Annotated in this window: 16 protein-coding genes; 4 read left to right on the top strand and 12 right to left on the bottom strand. The window is 38.7% G+C overall.

What is annotated here, in order from left to right; genetic code table 11:
• Positions 1–31: 31 nt before the first annotated feature.
• Together ybaL and ABN256_RS15915 are read right to left on the bottom strand one after the other, a co-directional pair.
• Entirely contained in the window at positions 32–1,792 is a 1,761-nt protein-coding gene (gene ybaL, locus ABN256_RS15920) for a YbaL family putative K(+) efflux transporter (RefSeq protein ID WP_164526678.1), read from the bottom strand.
• Positions 1,793–2,030: 238 nt separating this feature from the next.
• Positions 2,031–3,269, bottom strand: coding sequence for an MFS transporter (locus ABN256_RS15915; RefSeq protein ID WP_196553892.1), 1,239 nt, complete (start codon positions 3,267–3,269; stop codon positions 2,031–2,033).
• 261 nt (positions 3,270–3,530) lie between these two features.
• On the opposite strand from ABN256_RS15915, the gene ushA reads away from it, so the two are divergent.
• Positions 3,531–5,195, top strand: coding sequence for a bifunctional UDP-sugar hydrolase/5'-nucleotidase UshA (gene ushA / locus ABN256_RS15910; RefSeq protein ID WP_115350799.1), 1,665 nt, complete (start codon positions 3,531–3,533; stop codon positions 5,193–5,195).
• 145 nt (positions 5,196–5,340) lie between these two features.
• On the opposite strand, the gene ybaK is transcribed toward ushA, so the two are convergent.
• The 4 genes from ybaK to copA all read right to left on the bottom strand — a co-directional run bounded on the left by ybaK (position 5,341) and on the right by copA (position 11,347).
• Positions 5,341–5,820 (bottom strand): Cys-tRNA(Pro)/Cys-tRNA(Cys) deacylase YbaK, encoded by a 480-nt coding sequence (ybaK, locus tag ABN256_RS15905; protein ID WP_196553893.1) that lies wholly within the window; start codon positions 5,818–5,820, stop codon positions 5,341–5,343.
• Between the two features lie 22 nt (positions 5,821–5,842).
• On the bottom strand, positions 5,843–6,652 hold the full coding sequence (locus ABN256_RS15900) for a TraB/GumN family protein (protein ID WP_196553894.1): 810 nt from the start codon (positions 6,650–6,652) through the stop codon (positions 5,843–5,845).
• A gap of 108 nt (positions 6,653–6,760) precedes the next feature.
• Complete coding sequence (locus tag ABN256_RS15895; RefSeq protein ID WP_196553895.1) at positions 6,761–8,047, bottom strand: YadA C-terminal domain-containing protein; 1,287 nt, start codon at positions 8,045–8,047, stop codon at positions 6,761–6,763.
• A 357-nt stretch (positions 8,048–8,404) separates the two neighbouring features.
• The gene (gene copA / locus ABN256_RS15890; RefSeq protein ID WP_349439729.1) at positions 8,405–11,347 is read right to left on the bottom strand and encodes a copper-exporting P-type ATPase CopA; all 2,943 of its coding nucleotides are present in this window, start codon (positions 11,345–11,347) and stop codon (positions 8,405–8,407) included.
• A 133-nt stretch (positions 11,348–11,480) separates the two neighbouring features.
• On the opposite strand from copA, the gene cueR reads away from it, so the two are divergent.
• Positions 11,481–11,885, top strand: a complete 405-nt coding sequence (cueR, locus tag ABN256_RS15885) for a Cu(I)-responsive transcriptional regulator (protein ID WP_072070124.1) — start codon at positions 11,481–11,483, stop codon at positions 11,883–11,885.
• On the opposite strand, the gene ABN256_RS15880 is transcribed toward cueR, so the two are convergent.
• The 5 genes from ABN256_RS15880 to tesA form a co-directional block, all read right to left on the bottom strand.
• Positions 11,848–12,336, bottom strand: a complete 489-nt coding sequence (locus ABN256_RS15880; protein WP_196554031.1) for an NfeD family protein — start codon at positions 12,334–12,336, stop codon at positions 11,848–11,850. The genes cueR and ABN256_RS15880 overlap by 38 nt on opposite strands.
• A 2-nt stretch (positions 12,337–12,338) precedes the next feature.
• Positions 12,339–13,262, bottom strand: a complete 924-nt coding sequence (locus ABN256_RS15875; protein WP_196553897.1) for an SPFH domain-containing protein — start codon at positions 13,260–13,262, stop codon at positions 12,339–12,341.
• Between the two features lie 37 nt (positions 13,263–13,299).
• Positions 13,300–14,157 carry a co-chaperone YbbN gene (locus ABN256_RS15870; RefSeq protein ID WP_196553898.1) on the bottom strand — a complete coding sequence of 286 codons (858 nt, stop codon included), beginning with the start codon at positions 14,155–14,157 and terminating at the stop codon, positions 13,300–13,302.
• Positions 14,158–14,241: 84 nt separating this feature from the next.
• A complete protein-coding gene (locus ABN256_RS15865; protein ID WP_196553899.1) occupies positions 14,242–15,027 on the bottom strand; it encodes an SDR family oxidoreductase in 786 nt (261 codons plus the stop codon).
• A 50-nt stretch (positions 15,028–15,077) separates the two neighbouring features.
• Positions 15,078–15,707: a multifunctional acyl-CoA thioesterase I/protease I/lysophospholipase L1 gene (gene tesA / locus ABN256_RS15860; protein WP_196553900.1), complete on the bottom strand. Its 630-nt coding sequence runs from the start codon at positions 15,705–15,707 to the stop codon at positions 15,078–15,080.
• Here tesA and ybbA point away from each other — a divergent pair.
• Together ybbA and ybbP are read left to right on the top strand one after the other, a co-directional pair.
• Positions 15,678–16,364 (top strand): putative ABC transporter ATP-binding protein YbbA, encoded by a 687-nt coding sequence (ybbA, locus tag ABN256_RS15855; protein WP_196553901.1) that lies wholly within the window; start codon positions 15,678–15,680, stop codon positions 16,362–16,364. The genes tesA and ybbA overlap by 30 nt on opposite strands.
• Entirely contained in the window at positions 16,361–18,802 is a 2,442-nt protein-coding gene (ybbP, locus tag ABN256_RS15850; RefSeq protein ID WP_340893635.1) for a putative ABC transporter permease subunit YbbP, read from the top strand. Before ybbA ends, ybbP begins: the two co-directional genes overlap by 4 nt.
• Positions 18,803–18,889: 87 nt before the next feature.
• Here ybbP and ABN256_RS15845 read toward each other — a convergent pair whose 3' ends face one another.
• Positions 18,890–21,052: an ornithine decarboxylase gene (locus ABN256_RS15845; RefSeq protein ID WP_349439728.1), complete on the bottom strand. Its 2,163-nt coding sequence runs from the start codon at positions 21,050–21,052 to the stop codon at positions 18,890–18,892.
• Positions 21,053–21,079: the final 27 nt, after the last annotated feature.

The following is a 21,079-nucleotide window of genomic DNA, read 5'->3' as shown; positions in this document are numbered from 1 at the left end:
TCTGTAGCGTTAACAAGCTATCTATATTTGATTATTGTGATGCACTTGGAGCAATAATTTGCTGACCATTTTCAGGTGTATCATCAATTGCACAACCAAACTCTACTTCCTTCACTAACATATCAGCCATTGCAGATGCAGTTTGATCTTCATCGATAATGACGTGATTTGCGCCTTTCTCAAGGATAAAAGAGGCTTCTTCATCGTAGTTAGCCCGAACAATAATATCGTCGAAATGAGCACGAACAATGATATTTAAATTAGGGTTCATACTTCTTGCTGTTTCAGCAATATCAGCGGCTTCATAACCATTAGGGATAGTCAGTAATAACGATTTAGCACAATCGATACGTGCTAAAGCAAGCGACTCTTTAGTGGAGGCATTACCCAGTACCGTATTTAAGCTTTTCTCTTTTAATTCAGCAAATTTATTACGGCTATTTTCGATAATAACTAACGGAATAGATTTAGCTAATAATTTTTCAGAAAGCATACTTCCTGCTCGTCCATAACCGACAATGATGGCATGGCCACAAATATCGACAGGAACTGGCATTTCTTCTTCCAGCTCTTCTTGTTGTAGTTGTTCCACTTCTTCTTTTGTCTCTGTTTTTGCCAAATAACGGTCTAATAGAGAGAACAGAACAGGGTTTAGCATAATAGAAACTAAAGCACCGGCTAAAACAAGGTTACGTGCATCTGGCTCTAAAACGTTGAGCGCAACACCAAGGCCAGCAAGAATAAAGGCAAATTCACCAATTTGAGCAAGACTTGCAGAAATAGTTAAGGCAGTTCGTCTGGAATGCCCAAACATTCGCACAAGCACTAATGCGGCAGCTGATTTACCAATAATAATGATAGCGAGTGTTGCTAAGATGCCGAGTGGGTGTTCAATTAAGACCATAGGATCAAACAGCATACCTACAGAAACAAAGAACAGTACAGCAAAGGCATCACGCAGTGGCAAAGTATCTTGAGCTGCTCTGTGGCTTAAATCAGACTCATTGAGTACCATACCGGCAAAGAATGCGCCTAATGCGAAAGAAGCATCAAATAGGGTTACAGCAGCATAGGCGATACCTAAGGCTAGTGCTAATACACATAACGTAAAGAGTTCGCGAGAGCCCGTTGCTGCGGTTTTGGCTAAAATCCAAGGAATAAGTTTACGACCAACAATCATCATGATTAAGATAAAGGCAACAACCTTACCGATTGTGATCCCTAAATTAATCATTAGTTGAGAAATACTGGTTTGGTCACTACTTTCTAGCATATTGGCAGCAGCTGGGAGTAGTACAAGGGCTAATACCATTGCTAAGTCTTCAACAATCAACCAACCAATAGCAATTTGCCCTCGCTGGCTATCAATCAGGCCTCTTTCTTCAAGTGCTCGTAAAAGAACAACGGTACTTGCTGTTGATAGACATAAACCGAATACAATGCCACTAAATAAACCCCAGCCAAAAAATGCCGATAATCCCAATCCTAATAGTGTTGCGACTGCAATTTGCGCAATAGCACCCGGAATAGCGATAGCTTTTACCGCCATAAGATCTTTTAAAGAAAAATGTAAACCCACGCCAAACATTAGCAGAATAACGCCGATTTCAGCGAGTTCAGGGGCGAGAGAGGTATCAGCGACAAAGCCTGGGGTAAATGGACCAGCGAGTACACCCGCAGCAAGATATCCTACTAAAGGTGAGATTTTTAGCCGTTGAGCGATCATGCCTAAAATGTAAGCAAGTGCTAACCCACCAACAATGGTGGTAATGAGGGGTGTTGAATGCGGCATCAATTCTCCTTCTTTTTATAAAACTACATGTATCGGGGGGCGAGTAATATAGCAGGCTGATAGTTTAACGTATTCATGCAATAAATTCGCTAAAAATTATCGATTATTTATAAAAATAGCAAGTTGATTGAATTTTATGACGCAAATGCGCTTTTTTATGTTATTTTAATAAGTCTTGTCTTTTAAGGTAAGAGTTACCCTGTTATTGGTTCATTTAAATAACAGGGGTAATTACAGCTTATTTAGTTTTATCTACCCCAATATTAGGAAGAAAAATGGTGAAAATACCTAACAGTGGGAGATAAGCGCAAATATGATAGACATATTCAATACTCTTCTGATCTGCAATATATCCTAAGACTGCAGCACCAATCCCTCCCATCCCAAAAGCAAGCCCAAAGAAAAGCCCTGAAACCATGCCTGTTTTACCCGGAATTAACTCTTGAGCATAAACTAAGATAGCAGAAAATGCTGAAGCTAAAATCACACCAATGAATACAGTAAGTACGCCAGTCCAGTATAAGCTGGCATAAGGGAGTATTAGTGTAAAAGGCGCAACACCTAGAATAGATCCCCAAATAACGTATTTTCTACCAATTTTATCGCCTACAGGGCCACCAATCATGGTGCCAGCAGCAACAGCAAAAAGAAAAACAAACAGATGAATTTGGGCATTCTGTACTGAAACACCAAATTTATGTATTAAATAGAAAGTATAGTAGCTACTAATGCTTGCAAGATAAAAATACTTAGAAAAAATTAGAATAAGTAAAATAGCCAAAGAACCAAGTAGGGCTTTACGTGGCAGTGTTGCTGTGTTTTTGATGGTTTTGGGTTGTTTTTTCTGTACTTCTTGCTGAATTTTATACCAGCGACTTACTTGTAATAACACAACAATAGCCAATAGAGCAGCAAGAGAGAACCAACCGACATTACCTTTACCATAAGGGGCAATAATTAAAGCAGCTAAAAGTGGGCCTAAGGAGCTACCTAAATTGCCACCAACTTGGAAAAGGGATTGTGCTAAACCATGTCTTCCACCAGATGCCATTCTGGCAACACGTGATGATTCAGGGTGGAAAACAGAAGAGCCAGTACCCACTAACCCAGCAGCAAGTAATAACATTGGGAATGTATCAGCAAAGGCGAGGAGTATAAGTCCTGTTAGCGTAAAGCCCATACCAATAGGCAATGAGTAGGGTTTAGGATATTTATCAGTATAGAGACCAATAAAAGGTTGCAATAAGGATGCAGTAATTTGGTACGTTAAGGTGATCATCCCTATTTGTACAAAGCTTAAAGAGAACTCTGATTGCAACATAGGGTAGATAGCTAATATCAATGATTGGATCATATCATTGAGAAGATGTGAAAAGCTGATAGCCGTTAAAATACTAAAAACCGTATTACGCTTATTGGCTTTTCGTTGTAAAGCTTTGGCTTCTTCTATAGGAAGCGTTGGGTCACTATTGCTCATTTTAATTCCCTGTCACATCATTTTGTTAATAAATTGTTTCTGTTTTTATTAATCTAGTTTACATCTATTTGGAATAGAGTATTTTTGTGAGAAATAGAATTTGATTCATGTCTCAAAAAAACTATTGGATCAATGAAATAATAAAAAAATTATATAACCTACGTCATAAAATACAGCAAAAGTATTTAACTTCTGTCTTATTTTTCTACAGTAGAACCATGGCAGAACCTTCTCAATAAATAATATACATGGGGATATACCATGAGCTTATCTTTTAAATTATCGGCATGCGCATTGACCGTTTCTTTAGCTATGGCGCCAGCGTTGTCTCAGGCATGGGAAAAGGATAAAACCTACGAAATTACTATTTTGCACACCAATGATCATCATGGACATTTTTGGCATAACGATCGTGGCGAATATGGATTAGCAGCACAGAAAACTGTGGTTGATAATATCCGTGACGAGGTGGCTAAAAAGGGTGGTAGCGTACTGCTGTTATCTGGTGGTGATATCAATACTGGTGTTCCAGAATCTGACTTACAGGATGCTGAGCCTGATTTTAAAGGTATGAACCTTGTAGGTTATGATGCAATGGCTCTGGGTAACCATGAGTTTGATAATCCTTTAGAGGTTTTACGCCAACAAGAAAAATGGGCTACATTCCCATTCTTATCTGCCAATATTTATCAAAAGAGCACCGGTGAGCGTTTATTTAAGCCTTATACCATTTTTGATAAACAAGGTGTAAAAATTGCCGTATTAGGTTTAACCACAGACGATACTGTACGTATCGGTAACCCAGCAAACTTCCCAGACACTGAATTCCGTAAACCTTCAGATGAAGCAAAAAAAGTTGTTGAGGAGTTACGTACCACAGAAAAACCAGACATTATCATCGCGGCAACACATATGGGGCACTATGATGATGGTAACCATGGTTCTAACGCTCCGGGTGATGTTGAAATGGCGCGTGCGTTACCAAAAGGGTATCTTGATATGATTGTGGGTGGTCACTCACAAGATCCTGTCTGTATGTCTCAAGAGAACAAAAACTATAAACAAGCTGATTATGTACCGGGAACACCTTGCGCACCAGATAATCAGAATGGTACATGGATTGTTCAAGCCCATGAATGGGGTAAATATGTTGGACGTGCAGACTTTGAATTCCGTAATGGTGAATTCACGCTAAAACACTACCAATTAATCCCAATCAACTTAAATCAAAAAGTGAAGAAAGACGATGGCACAACAGAACTTGTCTACTACACTAAAGAAATCCCTCATAATCCTGAAATGATGAAATTGCTGACGCCTTATCAAGAAAAAGGCGGTGAGCAACTCAATGTTAAAGTCGGTGAAGTGGTTGGTAAACTGGAAGGCGATCGTAGTAAAGTTCGTTTTGTTCAAACCAATATGGCGCGTTTATTGTTATCAGCACAAGCTGAGCGTGCTAATGCTGACTTTGCCATTATGAGTGGTGGTGGTGTGCGTGATTCTATCGAATCGGGCGATATCACTTATAAAGATGTATTAAAAGTTCAACCATTCGCGAATGAACTGGTTTATGTTGATTTTAAAGGTGAAGAAGTTGAACCTTACTTATCAGCAGTAGCTTGCATGAAAGTTGACTCAGGTGCTTATGCACAGTTCTACAATGTTAGTTTAACTGTTGATGCTGATTGCAAAGTGAGCGATGTTAAAATTGCGGGCAAACCATTAGACAAAACTAAGTCTTACCGTATGGCGACATTAAACTTTAACGGTATTGGTGGCGATGGCTATCCTAAGATCGATGTTCACCCAGGTTATGTTAATACTGGTTTCGTGGATGCAGAAGTGTTGAAAGGTTATATTGAAGCACATTCTCCACTGAAAGCCGCAGACTTTGAACCGAAAGGTGAGATTGTTTATAAAAAATAGTTCTCATTAGGAGATATTATTTTTGTCATATTGATAAAAGCAGAAAAGGTGACATTCATGTCGCCTTTTCTTTTGCTTTAAGAATAGTAAATCGCATTAATTTCTTATTTTGAGGATGAGCCTTAAAATAAAAAATCGACAATGATCAAGGCTCCTTGCGGATCAGTGCAAATTGAGCTCCTAATACCGTAGCGAGATCTTTAGCTGATAATTCAATATCTAAGCCACGTTTACCACCAGAAACAAAAATAGTGTTAAATTCAAGTGCTTGTTCATCAATTACAGTGGGCAGCCGTTTTTTCTGACCTAATGGGCTTATTCCCCCCACTAAATAACCTGTTACCTTTTGTGCAATTTGTGGATCTGCCATATCTGCTTTTTTCGCTTTAAAGCACTTAGCGACAAGCTTTAAATCTAACTGACCAGAAACAGGAGTGACTGCAACTGCTAGATTTTTTGCATCACCATTTAAGGAGACTAAAAGTGTTTTAAAAACTTGACGATTATTCAAGCCTAGTTTTTCAACGGCTTCATCACCAAAATTATGAACATTAGCATCATGCTCATAAGGATGGAGGATAAATTTAATTTTCTGTTTTTCCAATAAGTTTACAGCGGGAGTCATAGTTATTCCTACTCAGAAGGTTTTATGCTTGATGTTTTAATAAATCAATTAAATTCTCTTCACCAAATAAATGCAGAGCACCTACAGTGACTACATAGCGTCCGGCCGGTAATTTTAATAATAGATTAGCCCATTTTTGGTTACGACTTTCCATTAAAATATCAAATACCGCTTTGCTAAAGGTGTTTGGTAAAGGAAGCTGTTTTTCTCGACTATTATAATTTAACCACCAATTAATCATGATTTGCAATGTACGTGCATTATCGTGCCAATTTTTTAGAGTATCTTCGAGTAATTGCTGACCATCGTGAGGGAAGTTCAATAATAATGCGACCTGATTTTCAATACCTTCCAGCTCTATAATATTTTTTTTGCACTCATTAGCATGTTGAATGACTTGATAATCAATGCCATGTTGAGGTTCTAAACCCAACTGCATTGCTTGGGTAGATTGCATAATAAGGGCAATTTGCCAAAGGGGCTTATTTTCAATTTGATAAAGAGAAAGGGAGAGCGCTTCGCAATGCTGTGTAATTTGAGAAAAGAGAGGTTCGCTTATGCGAGTTTCGAGAGGCTCTCTAAAAAGGGAAGATTGATCAAATGGTTGTACCTCTGTTGAAATATCGGCTTCAACAATAACAGCATCTGCTTTTTTTATTTCATTTATAAGTACATTCGATAGCGGTGTCATTGTTGGAACACCCATATGGATACTACCCACAAGGTGCAAAGAGACATTATTAGGTAGCATAATATCAACAGCGGGGTAAGGGTAATGGGTCGTGTTTTTTATCCCAACCCAGTGTTTGATTTTCTGAAAAATACCCGTCATTGATATGCTCCTTTGGGATTGAATCGCAAGGTTTTAGCATAACGGATTTGAAAGGGAATGAAACAACGAAAACCAAGCTTTACTTAGTTTTCGCTGTTTTTACTTTATTTACCAACTAATACCGATACCACCAGCTGAAACAAAACTATTTGAATCATTCCATGCTGTTGAAGCTCTGACTTTAACATTTTCATTAATACGATACTGCATGCCCCAAGCAAGAGCAGTGGCATTACGATAATTACCTATGCCAATAGCGGTACTAAATGTAGCAGAATCGGTAAAAGGTAAATTACTCATTGCAGCTACAGACGCAATACCTTGGTTGGCGCGTTTTTCTACTTTATAGAAACGATTTTGAGTATCTGATTTAAAGTGTTTGAAATCAGATTCAAGCACATCAAGTCTACTTTTAGTGACGACATCTTTGCTATACAGTTTTGAAAAATGACCAGTTATATCACTAGGGTAACCGGCAATATCTAAAGTGTTTAAGTATTTATCTACTTTTTCTTTATTATTAGAGATGTCAATTTTATTTTGTTCAATATTTTCTTTGTTACTTTTTATATCGATTTTATTTTTCTCAGTAATTTCTTTATTTTCTAATGTTTTATTTTTATTTATTATTGTTTCTATTATGTTTTTTTCAGTCATTGATTTTATTTTGTTATTTTCTAGGCTTGCTACATATTCAATATTGTCTGACAAAGTAATTAAATCAAGTAAAGTTACATTCTTTTCAAGATTATCATTTGTGCGGTTATATTCTGATATAGTATCGTTATTTCTATAATCTTTTGTTATTACAACATGGTTTGACTTACTGTTTGAATTATAGTTTTTAATTATGTTGACTATGTTAGTTGAGCGCTCTTTGATAGTAGGATTATTAGCTGTATCAGTAACGAATGTCTCTATGTTTTCAAAAAAATAAGATAAGTTAAGGCGTTCTAATTCACTTAAATTTTTAATGATAATCTTATTATCATTTTCTATTATTTTGTTATATAAAATAGGATCATTATGAATTAAATAGTTATCAGTTAATTCATTAAATATTTGAGTGTTTATTAATATATTACTATTGTATGATTTATCATCAACAGAGTAATTACTACCTATTGAATAGATGAATTTTTTTGAAAATATTTTTTTTGCATTCTCGTAATTTTCTTTTTGGGATTGGATTGGGTTGAAGTATTTAATATATAATCTTCTAATATCATAAAAATTATCTAATTCTGATTTTGATATTTCATTAGGCATGTCAGGATAATGATTATCAAAGTTCACAGGTGCTTCTTTTGAATTTAATTCGGCATGAGTATTAGATAAAGCATTTGTGGAGAGTATTGATGATAGTAAAATAATAAATAATTTACTATATTTCATTTTTAAATCCTTTTAATATTGAAAGTTGACTTTTTATTTTAAAATTTGGTTTTATTATTAACAATAATATATTAATTAATGCCTTGAATTTGTTTCTTTTTTACAAGAATGTGTTTTATATATGAATTCATAAAAATGAATGAAATATTTATAATATATTGCTATTCTAGCGCTAAGAGGGCGGAGTAATGACTCTCTTGTATAATGAGAAATTCCTCTTTGACTGGCCGATAGAAATATCGGCTTTTTTTTAACCTTTTGAAAATATTAATAATCATTAATGAGTAGTAATAAAAAACCGCTTTTACTGAGAAGTAAAAGCGGCTTAAATATAATATTTCTTGATGGTTTTAAGGGTTATTGCTTAGGCTTGAAACGCAATAAACGGTTTGCATTACTGACAACTGTGATTGAAGACAGCGCCATTGCTGCACCGGCAACTACAGGATTAAGTAATGTTCCTGTCAGTGGATATAAAATACCTGCTGCAATGGGAATACCTAAGCTGTTATAAACGAAGGCACCGAATAAATTTTGCTTCATATTGCGCAATGTCCCTTTTGATATCTCAACCGCATCGGCAACACCATGCAAACTGTGGCGCATTAAAGTAATTGCCGCAGTTTCTATGGCAATATCACTGCCTCCACCCATGGCAATACCAACGTCAGCTTTCGCGAGAGCAGGGGCATCATTAATGCCATCACCTACCATTGCCACTCGATGACCTTGTGCTTGAAGCTCTGTAATGGCTTGCGCTTTGCCTTCAGGCATAACACCTGCAATCACTTGATCAATACCCGCTTCTTTTGCAATAGCATTTGCCGTAATCGGATTATCACCTGTTAACATGACTAAGCGATAACCTTGATTATGCAAGCGTTGTAGTGCACTGACGGTGTCTTCTCTTAACGGATCTCTAATAGAGAGAAGTGCCGCAACTTTACCTTCTTGAGCAAGTAAAACAGGAGTAACCCCTTTTGCTGCTTGAGAATCGATAAGTGTATTGATTTCACTAATATCAATGCCCGATTCTCTCATCAGTTTAGGGTTACCCAATAGAACAGTCTTACCTTTGATTTCGCCTGTTAATCCCATACCCGCTAAGGTACGGAACTGATTAATCTCAGGTAATGATATACCTTCAGCTCGTGTTAAAATTGCCTTCGCTAATGGGTGATTAGAGCCGTTTTCAAGCGATCCCGCTAATGCCAATGCTTCCTCTTCACTGACTTGATTGAAGGTATGTATTTCAGTTACCTGTGGTAATCCTTCTGTTAAGGTACCTGTTTTATCAAAGACTAAAGTATCAAGTTTACTCGCTTGTTGAAGAGCATCTGCATCACGAACTAAAACACCATATTCCGCAGCTCGACCTACACCTGAAATAATTGACATTGGCGTTGCGAGACCCAGAGCGCAAGGGCAGGCGATAATTAATACCGTTGTGATGATCACGAGTGCATAAGTGATTTGAGGCGATGGGCCAAAGAAGTACCAAATAGCGCCAGCAATTAAGGCAATCGCGACAACAACAGGAACAAATACACTTGAAATTTTATCAGCCAACTGGCCAATTTCAGGTTTACTGCTTTGTGCTTGGCGAACTAATTTAATGATGCGCGCCAGTGTTGTTTGGCTTCCTACTGCGGCAGCTTTAAATAAAACCGAGCCATCTTGCACCGTTGTTCCTGCATGAATGGAGTCGCCAATGGTTTTTTGCTGTGGGATAGGCTCTCCCGTTAGCATTGCTTCATCCATCCATACTTCACCTTGGATAATTTCACCATCAACAGGCACTTTATCACCCGTTGCTAACCGTAAAGTCATGCCTTGTTTGACATCAGCTAATGGCATATCGACTTCACCATTTTCAGTGATAACTCTTGCTGTGGGCGGTGTTAAGTCTAATAGGCGCTCTAGTGCTTTAGATGAACGTTGTCGCGCACGTTGTTCAAGCATATGACCTAAGTTGATTAAACCGATGATCATTGCGCTGGCTTCATAATAGAGATGTCGAGCTTGAGCGGGGAATATTTCTGGCCATAAATTCACTGTAATGGAATAGAGCCACGCTGTTCCTGTTCCTAATGCAACAAGGGTATCCATTGTTGCACTGCGGTTTTTTAAGCTTTGCCATGCACTACGATAAAAATGTCCACCCGCAACCACCATCACAAAGAGTGTTGCAATACCAATACCCAACCAAATACTATGATTTGCTTCGGTAAGCATCATGTTATCGCCGATCATTCCCCAAATCATAACGGGAAGACCAACGACTAACGCAAGTGCAGCTTGCCAACGAAAACGCTTCATATTTGCTACTGCAACTTCTTGCTGGCGTTCTCTTCGTTTTACATCATCTTGAATAATTTCAGCGCCATAACCCGCTTTTTCGATAGCGTTAACAAGTGCATCATGATTGATGTCACCGGTTACTAATGCACTGCGTTCTGCAAGGTTTACACGCACATTCTCAACACCATCAACAGATTGTAATGCTTTGTGAACCTTATTTACGCAACTTGCACAGGTCATGCCATCAATTAAAAGCTGAACACTGCTGTCATCGTCAGTGTTTATTTCTGGGCTAATTTCAATGTCAGAGTTTTCAACTGGAATGTCACAAATAGCCGCTGACGATGCATCCAGCTGTGCATGCGTTTGCGTCAGCGGCTCAGTTTTTGGGAAATCAGTACCTGCTAGTTGTGCTTCAAAACCAGCATCTTTAATGGCAGTTACTAATGTCTCTGCGGTGGCTGTTCCGATTACTTTTGCATGAGTTAATTCAACTTCAGCGCTATCAACGCCTGTTGTAGCTTCAAGCGCTTTTTTGACTGAACCGATACAATGGCCACAATTTAAGCCTGAAAGGGTTAAATGAATTGTGTTATCTGTGGGGGCTAAACTGGCTTGAAAACCTTCTGCTGTAATTGCTGTAATTAAGGTATCTGCAGTAGCATTGCCAAAAACTTCAGCTGACTCTTTTGTTACATTAACAGCTACTACACCTTCAATGGCTAATAATGCTTTTTCGGTTTTACCTACACACTTCATGCAGTTAAGACCACTTAAGCTTAATTTTACATCAGGCTGTGTTGCAATTTTAGCTTCATAACCCGCGTCTTCAATGGTTTTGATTAAACTTTCAGCAGTTGCATCACTGTCAATTTTAGCGTATTGAATAGTCACATTTGACTGTTCTATATCATTGCGAGCATCAAGTGCTTTTTTTACACTGTTAACACAGTGGGAGCATGAAAGCCCTTGTAATGAGAGTAGCGTAGTTTTTGCCATGTTAGTTGTCTCCGAAATAAAAAGCGTTACCTCTATTATTGCGCAATATCTGGTAACTTGCTTTCTTTAAAGGTTTTTTCTTATCAGAGATAAAGGCTAAACCTTTCCGCTAGGGGAAGGTCAAGGGGGAATTTTGAATATTAGTGAAATCGCAAATAAAACAGGATTAACAGCTAAAGCCATTCGGTTTTATGAAGAAAAAGACTTGATAACACCCCCAGGAAGAGGTGAAAACGGCTATCGCTATTATCAGGCGCAACATATTGAAGAATTAACATTATTGCGACAAGCCAGAGAGGTTGGTTTTAACCTAGAAGAGTGTCGTGCATTATTAATGTTATTAAGAAATCCATCACGACATAGCGCTGATGTGAAAGAAGCGACCTTAAAAAAGGTGGCTGAAATTGAGAAGACGATTAATGAACTTAACGCAATTCGTCAACGTCTTCTCTTGTTAGCCAGCGAATGTCCTGGCGATGATGGTGCTGATTGCCCTATCATCAATCATTTGTCAGGGTGTTGCCACCATCAGAAGTAGTCGGTTTAAGTGGAATAACGTGTAAAGTAATGCCATCAATAGCAATCACTTCTACCTGATCACCCGCTTGTAATGGCGTGTCTGAATAAACACGCCAGCTACCATCTGCTAATTTTACACGGCTAAACCCATTTTCCGTATCTGATGATAAAACAGCATGAACACCAATCAATTGATGACTTTTCTGATTTAAGTTCTCAGCTTCTTTTGATTGTTTTCTGCGTTTAAGCCAAAGGTGCCAAAGTACAGCACTAATAACTGTTAATATCGCAAATAACACACCTTGAATAGGCCAGTTAATAGGTAGCACCCATGCGAGTAAAGAAACGCACAATGCTGCCATTCCTGACCATAAAAGGTATCCTGCTGTTCCTAGCATTTCTGCAATTAACAGCAAGCCACCAAGACAAAGCCAGAAAAGTGCGGGGTGGGCACTAATCCATTCAATCATCATTAATTACTCTTGTTACCAGAGTCATTCTTTTTGGTATTAAGGAGCTCTGAAATACCACCAATTGCACCCATTAAGTTACTGGCTTCTAGTGGCATCATCACAACTTTACTGTTGTTGGCTGAGCCAATTTGTGCGAGTGCATCCGTGTATTTTTGAGCAACAAAGTAGTTAATTGCCTGCATATCACCTTTAGCAATTGCTTCAGACACCATTTGTGTTGCTTTAGCTTCAGCTTCTGCGGCACGTTCACGGGCTTCTGCTTGTAAGAATGCAGATTGACGCTCACCTTCAGCTTTCAGAATTTGTCCTTGTTTCTCACCTTCAGCTTTTAAAATAGCGGCTTGACGAATACCTTCAGCTTCAAGAATGTCGGCACGTTTAGTACGTTCGGCTTTCATCTGAGCATTCATTGCAGAAATCAATTCTTTTGGTGGACGAACATCACGAATTTCAATACGGGTGATTTTGATACCCCAAGGATTGGTTGCATCATCCACAATGAGTAAAAGACGGCTATTGATTTGGTCACGTTGAGAAAGAATTTCATCAAGTTCCATTGAACCTAATACTGTACGGATATTCGTCAGTGTTAAGTTGATAATAGCAAGTTCTAGATTGTTAACTTCATAAGCCGCTTTAACTGGGTCGATTACTTGAATAAAGCAGACTGCATCGATGCTGACGTTGGCGTTATCACGTGAGATCACTTCTTGAGAAGGTATATCAAGTACTTGTTCCATCATATTAATACGACGACCAATACGATCGACAAAAGGAATAAGAATTTGAAGTCCTGGAGCGAGTGTTCGTGTGTAACGACCAAAACGTTCGACAGTCCACTGATAACCCTGTGGAACGGTTTTAACACCACTTAAAACCAAAATAATAGCGAATAAGATGATAATACCAATGACTATTTCCATATATCTGTCCTGAGTCTGCTTTTATAAGAAAATAAAACTAATAAAGTAAAGAATACACCATACGGCGATATTTAGACGCTAAATTATCATTAGTACCTAAGGCAGATAAAATATCCATCAGTGTTTTCTTAACTTGCCCATCACCTGCATTTAAGTCTTTTTTGATAAAACTAAATAGTAATTCTAATGCTTCTTCATTACGGGCAACTTCATGCAATTTTAGTGCAAGTTGAATAGCAAGATCGGTATTTGCAGGTTGTTGGTTAAAATCATTTTGTAATTGCTGAATTTCTGGAGTATCAGCTGCTTGTTTTTGTAATTCAATTTGTGACAGTAAGCTATGATAATAACTGTCTTGATCTTGTAATGGGATAGTGCTTAACAGTGTTTGTGCCTCTTCATTTTTATTTAAAGAAATAAGAGCGCCCGCTAAAGCTAGCGTAATTTCACTGTTTTTAGGCGCGAGTTGATGTGCTTCTTTTAATAAAGGTAAAGCTTCATCCGCTTTTCCTTCTGAAAGAAGTTGCGCTGCTTGAGCCGCTTTTAGCTCTTCAGGTTTTGGTAATACATTGGCTAAAACTTGGCGGACTGCTTCTTCAGGTTGAGGGCCTTGGAAACCATCGACAGGGCGACCTTCTTGCAAAATATAAACAGTTGGGATCGCACGTAGACCAAATTGTGAGGCAATCATTTGCTCTGCATCGCAATCCAATTTAGCTAAAATAAATTGATCAGCAAATTCGGCTGCCAGTTTATCTAATGTTGCGCCAAGTTCTGCACAATGAGGGCTATGTTCTGAATAGAAATACATCATGACTGGTTTGGTCATGGACTGTTCTATAACTTGTTGAATATTTGATTCATTTACATCAACAATATGTGCAGTTGCTAACATTAACTTGTCCCTTTTTGAGTGTTTTAAATATAGATGCGATTTATAACGCTATTTCATTAATAAGTAAGGGTGAAACCAAAAAAATCAAGCTTTACCACTTTGGCGACTTAAAATTGCATCCATCAAGGTATCAGGTAGAAAACGTTTTAATATTCTGACAGCATAAGTTAATAGCGTTACGGGATAACGTATCTTAGGTTTTGGGTTTTCTAAAGCGTGGATAAGCTTTTTCACTACATCTTCAGGTGTTAATGTGAAACGACTCGCAATCCCTGGGTTTTTTACGGGTTTATCTTTCTCAGCTTGGTTTACATTTTCTGTAAAGCAGGTTCGTATCGGGCCTGGCTCAATTAAACTGACTTTAACACCCGTATGTGCGATTTCCATTCTTAGTGCATCAGACCACGCTTCTACAGCATATTTACTGGCTGCGTAGGCACCCCGACCCGGCGTTGAAATAATGCCCATCACTGAGCTCGTTTGAATAATCCGTCCTTCACCGTGGGGTAACATTGCAGGCAAGAGTAAGGTAGTGAGTTGGTGTAAGCCAAAAAAGTTCGTCGAGAACTGTTTCTCCATTTGTTGGCGAGTAATGGCATCTAGTGGACCATAAACACCAAACCCACCGTTATTAAATAATCCATATAAACGACCATTTGTTAGATGAATAACCTCTAGAGCGGCATTTTCAACACTTTCTGCATCATCAAGATCAAGATAAATAGGTTCTAATCCCAGTGTTCCCATGCGTTTAAGATCTTCATCTTTACGGCAAGCTGCAAGGACTCGATAGCCTCTTTTCTTAAGCGCTTTAGCTGCACAAAGCCCTATTCCACTAGAACTTCCTGTAATCAATACCGTTTTTTGCATAATTTTACAATTAATCTCGTTTAATCTACGTTAACTACTGTCAGAATAGTCTAACGTGTTAAGTAAGGGGATAATGTTTTATCCATCCATTGCGCAATAAAAGGCTGAGCATCTTCATTGGGATGTATACTGTCGTTTTGCATCCACTCAGGCTTATCTGCGATTTGCTCCATATAAAAAGGAAGCAGAGGAAGTGCATTCTCTTCAGCAAGTTTAGGATAAATCGCTGAAAAGGATTGTGTATAACGTTTACCATAATTAGGTGAAATCATTATTTGCATAAAAAGTGGGGTTGCGCCCGACGCTTTAACTTGTGTAATGATGTTTTGTAACGCGTCTTTTGTTTGTGCAACAGGGTATCCCTGTAAGCCATCATTTGCACCTAATTCAATTAAAACCCAACGTGGTTGATGCTGTTTTAATAAATCAGGCAGTCTATTTTGACCCTGAAATGCAGTTTCACCACTGATACTTGCATTAATAACATTAATTTCAGGGTGAGTTGTTTTCCATTTATCAGCAAGGCGCTGTGGCCATGCACTCTCAAGAGGAAGACGATAACCTGCACTCAAGCTGTCACCAAAGATTAAAAAGGTATCAGCAGCAATCGCCTTAAAGCTAAACATCATCATAACGATAAGGAAAAACGTATGTCGACGGAAAAGGTTCTTGAAGTTCATCAGTTAACCAAACAAGTAGGACAAGGTGATAGTCAGATCTCTATATTGCAGGGTGTTGAGTTAGTTGTCGAGCCTGCACAAACAATTGCGTTAATTGGTGAGTCAGGATCGGGTAAATCGACATTGTTAGGGATTATTGCCGGACTTGATGATGGAAGCGCTGGCAGTGTGAAATTAATGGGGCAAGATCTCACAAATATGGATGAAGAAGCGCGTGCAAAGTTGCGTGCTCAACATGTTGGGTTTGTTTTTCAATCCTTTATGTTAATTCCGACATTGAATGCACTCGAAAATGTGCAATTGCCCGCATTATTAAAAGGTGAGTCCGAAAAACACAGTTATTCTCGTGCGGTAGATTTACTTAAGCTGTTAGGATTAGGGGAACGCTTGCACCATATGCCAGCACAACTATCGGGTGGTGAACAACAACGTGTGGCACTGGCTAGAGCGTTTTGTACTCAACCTGCTATTCTTTTTGCTGATGAACCAACAGGAAATTTAGATCGTAAAACAGGAGATAAAATTGCTGATCTACTGTTTTCCCTCAATCGAGATTATGCAACAACATTAATTTTAGTGACTCATGACAATGAGCTTGCCGCTCGTTGTCAGCGACGTTTACGATTAGTTGATGGACAACTTAAGGAGGAGTCATGATTTGGCGTTGGTTCTGGCGTGAATGGCGTTCTCCTGCATTATTAATTGTTTGGCTTTCTTTAGCACTTGCGGTCGCTTGTGTGCTTGCTTTAGGACGCATAGGTGATCGTATTGATAAAAGTATTTATGCCCAAAGTCGAGACTTAATCGCGGGCGATTTAGTACTACGAGCATCTTATCCCGTTGATGAAAACTGGCTTGCTGAGGCGAAAAAAATGGGGTTAACGCTCAGTCGCCAAATGCAATTTACTACAATGTCTTATGCTCCAGAAGGAGATACACCACAGCTTGCATTAGTTAAAGCTACTGATAATTTATATCCACTTTATGGTGAATTAGAAACAGAACCTGCGGGTTTGAAACCAGAAAAAGGAACTGCGCTTGTTGGCGCCAGATTACTGGAGCTGTTGGATATAAAAGTCGGTGATAAAATTGATGTAGGTGACGCTACATTTACAATCAGTGGTGTATTAATTCAAGAGCCTGATAGTGGTTTCAATCCCTTCCAAATAGCACCACGTATTTTAATTAATCTTGATGATGTTGAATCAACCGGTGCAGTACAACCGGGGAGTCGCCTAACTTATCGCTATATGTTAGCGGGTAATGAGTCAGCAATTGATAGTTATCAACAACGCTTTGATCCTCTATTAAAACCCGATCAGCGTTGGAATAGTTTAAAACAAGACAGCGGTGCGCTTTCACAATCGATGGAAAGAGCAAAGAACTTTCTTCTACTCTCAGCCCTGTTAACGTTACTGCTCGCAATATCGGCAGTAGCGGTTTCAATGGCACACTATTGTCGTAGCCGCCATACCTTAATTGCGGTACTAAAAACCTTAGGTGCAGATAAACATGCATTGCGGAAATGGATAGTAGGGCAATGGGGCGTTATTCTTATCGGAGCCATTATTGTTGGTTCATTGGCGGGACTTCTCTTTGAAAGCATTCTGCTACAAATTTTAGCTCCTGTTTTGCCTAAACGTTTGCCTGATGCGAGTTTTTTACCGTGGTTTTGGTCAGTGGGCTCTTTATTGTTAATCGCCTTATTAACAGGATTAAGGCCTTACTATCAGTTAATGGCAACCCAACCTTCTCGTGTATTAAGAAGCGATACCACAGCATCGATCTGGCCTCTGCGTTTTTATTTACCACTCGTAGCATTAATTGTTATCGGTACTTTAACGCTTTTTGCCGGAACTGGGGTTTTATTGTGGTCAATTCTATTTGGTATCGTTGTTATCGCTTTTTTACTGGGTGTTATTGGTTGGCTTGGATTGTGGATATTAAAGCAGTTCAAATTTCGCCAACTTAGTGCTCGGTTGGCGGTAACTCGCTTGTTGCGACAGCCTTTTCAAACCATGACTCAACTGGCTGCTTTTGCACTTTCATTTATGTTGCTAACGCTATTGGTGCTGATCCAAGGTGATTTGTTAGATAAATGGCAAAAACAGCTACCAGAAGATAGTCCTAATTATTTCCTGATTAATATGTCCGCACCTCAAGTCCAAGAAGTTAACACCTTATTGGCACAACATAACGTCAAACCTACAGACGCCTATCCTGTAGTATTAGCGCGCTTAACGCAGATTAATGAGAATAATGCCAAAGAGTGGGCTGATAAACGTGATGCAGGTAATAACACAGTGCGCCGTGAGCTTAATTTAACGTGGCACAGTGAGTTGCCTAAAGATAATGTGATTGTAGAAGGAACATGGCCACCTGTTGGTAATGGTGTTTCTCTTGATCAAGGTGTTGCCAAGCAACTTGAGATTAAACTGGGCGATGAATTAACTTTTGTGGGAGATACTCGAGAGTTTAAGTCAGTTGTGACGAGTATTCGCCATGTCGATTGGGAAAATATGCGCCCTAACTTCTTCTTTATTTTTTCTGAAGAAGGATTAAATAATCAACCAGAAAAATGGATGAGTAGTTTTTATTATAATGGAGATGGTGCATTAATTACGGCGCTTAATCGACAATTCCCGACCGTAAGCGTGTTAGACACAGGTGCATTAATTCAGCAAGTTCAACAAATCTTACAGCAAGTCAGTCGAGCATTGGAGATAATGGTTGGGTTGGTGATGATTTGTGGCGCATTATTATTAATTGCCCAAATTCAAGTAGGAATGACGCAACGGCGTATTGAGCTGGTGGTTTACCGCACATTGGGAGCTGGTAAATTATTATTACGACGTACACTTTGGGCGGAGTTTGCTTTATTGGGCTTAATGGCGGGTTTAGCCGCAGCAATTGGCGCTGAAATGGCATTAGGTCTATTGCAGAAATTTGTATTTAATTTTCCTTGGCAACCTCAATGGGGAATGTGGTTTACTGTACCTATTATCGCGGCACTTTTATTATCGCTGTGTGGCAGTATGTTAGGTGTAAGGCTTTTGCAAGATAAAGGGCAATATCGCCGAATTCAAGGTGAGTAGTGAAAAGAAACAAGAGCTATAAATAGAGTTAAATAAAAATGCTGATATCATTAAATATCAGCATTTTTTTATGGAAAAAATAAAGAATTATTCTTTTATAACATAAGCATAAATACGCTTACTACCATCATCTTCATTATAAATATAAACACCTTGAAGCTCCGTTGAAAAACCAGGAAGTTGGTTAATGGTGACTTCAAGGGCTTGGAAATAACGTAACACTGCACCTCCCCAAATTTCACCGGGAACTGTGCATAAAACACCCGGTGGATAAGGTAAAGCCCCTTCAGCAGCAATTCTGCCATCTAATTGACTTAAAGGTAAAAACTCTACATTGCCACGTACAAATTCAATATTAGCTTGTTGAGGGCTTAGCGCTCGCTTAGGGAAATGATTTTTCCTAAACATTTGTTTTTGCAGTAACTTGATATTGTATTTGATACAAATATCATGCATTTCCTGACAGAGTTGACGCAATGTATAACTCTGATAACGAGATTGATAACGACGACAGATAGAAGGTAATACCTGTTCTAATGGGGAGTCATCAATTAGCAGTTTTTCAAATCTTATAATTAATGAAATTAAGCGCTCAAATTTATCATTATGCTCTGCGGGTGTGAGCAAAAATAAAATAGAATTTAAATCGCTTTTTTCAGGAATAACGCCATGTTCCCGTAAATAGTTTGCCAAAATAGATGCTGGCACACCAAAAGGTTCGTATTCTCCAGTATGAGGATCGATCCCCGGTGTTGTAAGCATTAATTTGCAAGGATCAACAAAGTATTGATTGGTGGCATAACCTTCAAATGAGTGCCAATTATCATTAGGAATAAAGTTGAAAAAGCGTTGATCGTGAGCGATTTCATCTGTGTTGTGATCTTGCCAAGCAATGCCATCAACAACTTCAGGAATAAATGGCTTAATAAATTGGCACTGTCTTAGTAAGGATTTACGAGCCTCGATACCTTGTTTAACACAATTCATCCACATTGCTTCACCGCTTTTGCCCGAATGCATCTTTGCGTTGACATCAAGAGCGGCAAAAAGTGGGTAAAAAGGGCTGGTGGATGCATGCATCATAAAGGCATTATTCATACGCTTATGATTAACATATCGAGATTGCCCTTTGATATGTGCATCTTTTTTATGGATCTGAGAGGTTTGTGAAAAGCCGGCTAGTTGCTTATGAACAGATTGAGTGACGAGAATACCGGGATCGTTCTCATTAAGCGCCAGCAACAAAGGCGAACACTGTTTCATCATTGGGATAAACTGTTCATAACCGACCCAAGCGGAATCAAATAAAATGTAATCACAAAGATGACCAATTTTATCAACCACTTGTCTTGCATTGTAAATAGTACCGTCATAAGTACCTAGTTGAATAACGGCTAAACGAAAAGGACGTTTATCTAATTGGCGTTCAGGTGTAATCTCTGCAATTCGTTGGCGTAAATAGCTCTCTTCAAAGCAATGCGCATCAATACCACCGATAAAACCAAAAGGGTTGCGAGCTGTTTCTAAATAAATAGGGGTTGCACCCGCTTGAATAAGTGCACCATGGTGATTGGATTTATGATTATTTCTATCAAATAACACTAAATCATTTGGTGCCAGCAATGCATTTAAGGCAACTTTATTCGAAGAGGAAGTTCCATTTAAGACAAAATAGGTTTTATCTGCATTAAACACTTGTGCTGCAAAGGATTGTGCATCGTAGGGCGCACCTTCATGAATAAGTAAATCCCCCATTTCCACATCAGCATTACAGAGATCAGATCGAAATAGATTCTCACCAAAATATTGATAAAACTGCTCACCAGCAGGATGGCGTCGGAAAAACTCGCCGCCTTGATGTCCGGGGCAATCAAAAGCAACATTTTTTTCGGCAACATAATTGACTAAGCGTGAGAAAAACGGTGTAGTCAGATTTTCTTCATATTGATGGGCTGCTTTATTGATCAAAATACTATTTTTTTGATGTGCACTTTCATCTGTAATGACAACACCTGAAACTTGATTAAGCAAGTCAGCACCGATGGTATCGTTAAGATCAACAGCAATAAAGACAGGTAATTCAAAGCCTGTTTGTTGAATACGCGCTAATTCACCTGACTCAATATCTGGCAATGATAATATTACCGCTGATACTTGTGTTAAATTTGCATCAACAATATCAATAATAGGGCGTTCACACGAAAAATAGTGTGAAAGCGAGAGGCGACATGCCAACTTCATTTTTTTCATTACACACACTTGTGTTTAATCAATCGG

The organism is Proteus sp. fly-1008 (genome assembly GCF_040140305.1).
In the GTDB taxonomy this organism is placed as follows: domain Bacteria; phylum Pseudomonadota; class Gammaproteobacteria; order Enterobacterales; family Enterobacteriaceae; genus Proteus; species Proteus vulgaris_B.
The sequence above is the reverse complement of the archived record's forward strand: the minus strand, read 5'-3'. Positions and strand labels throughout refer to the sequence as shown.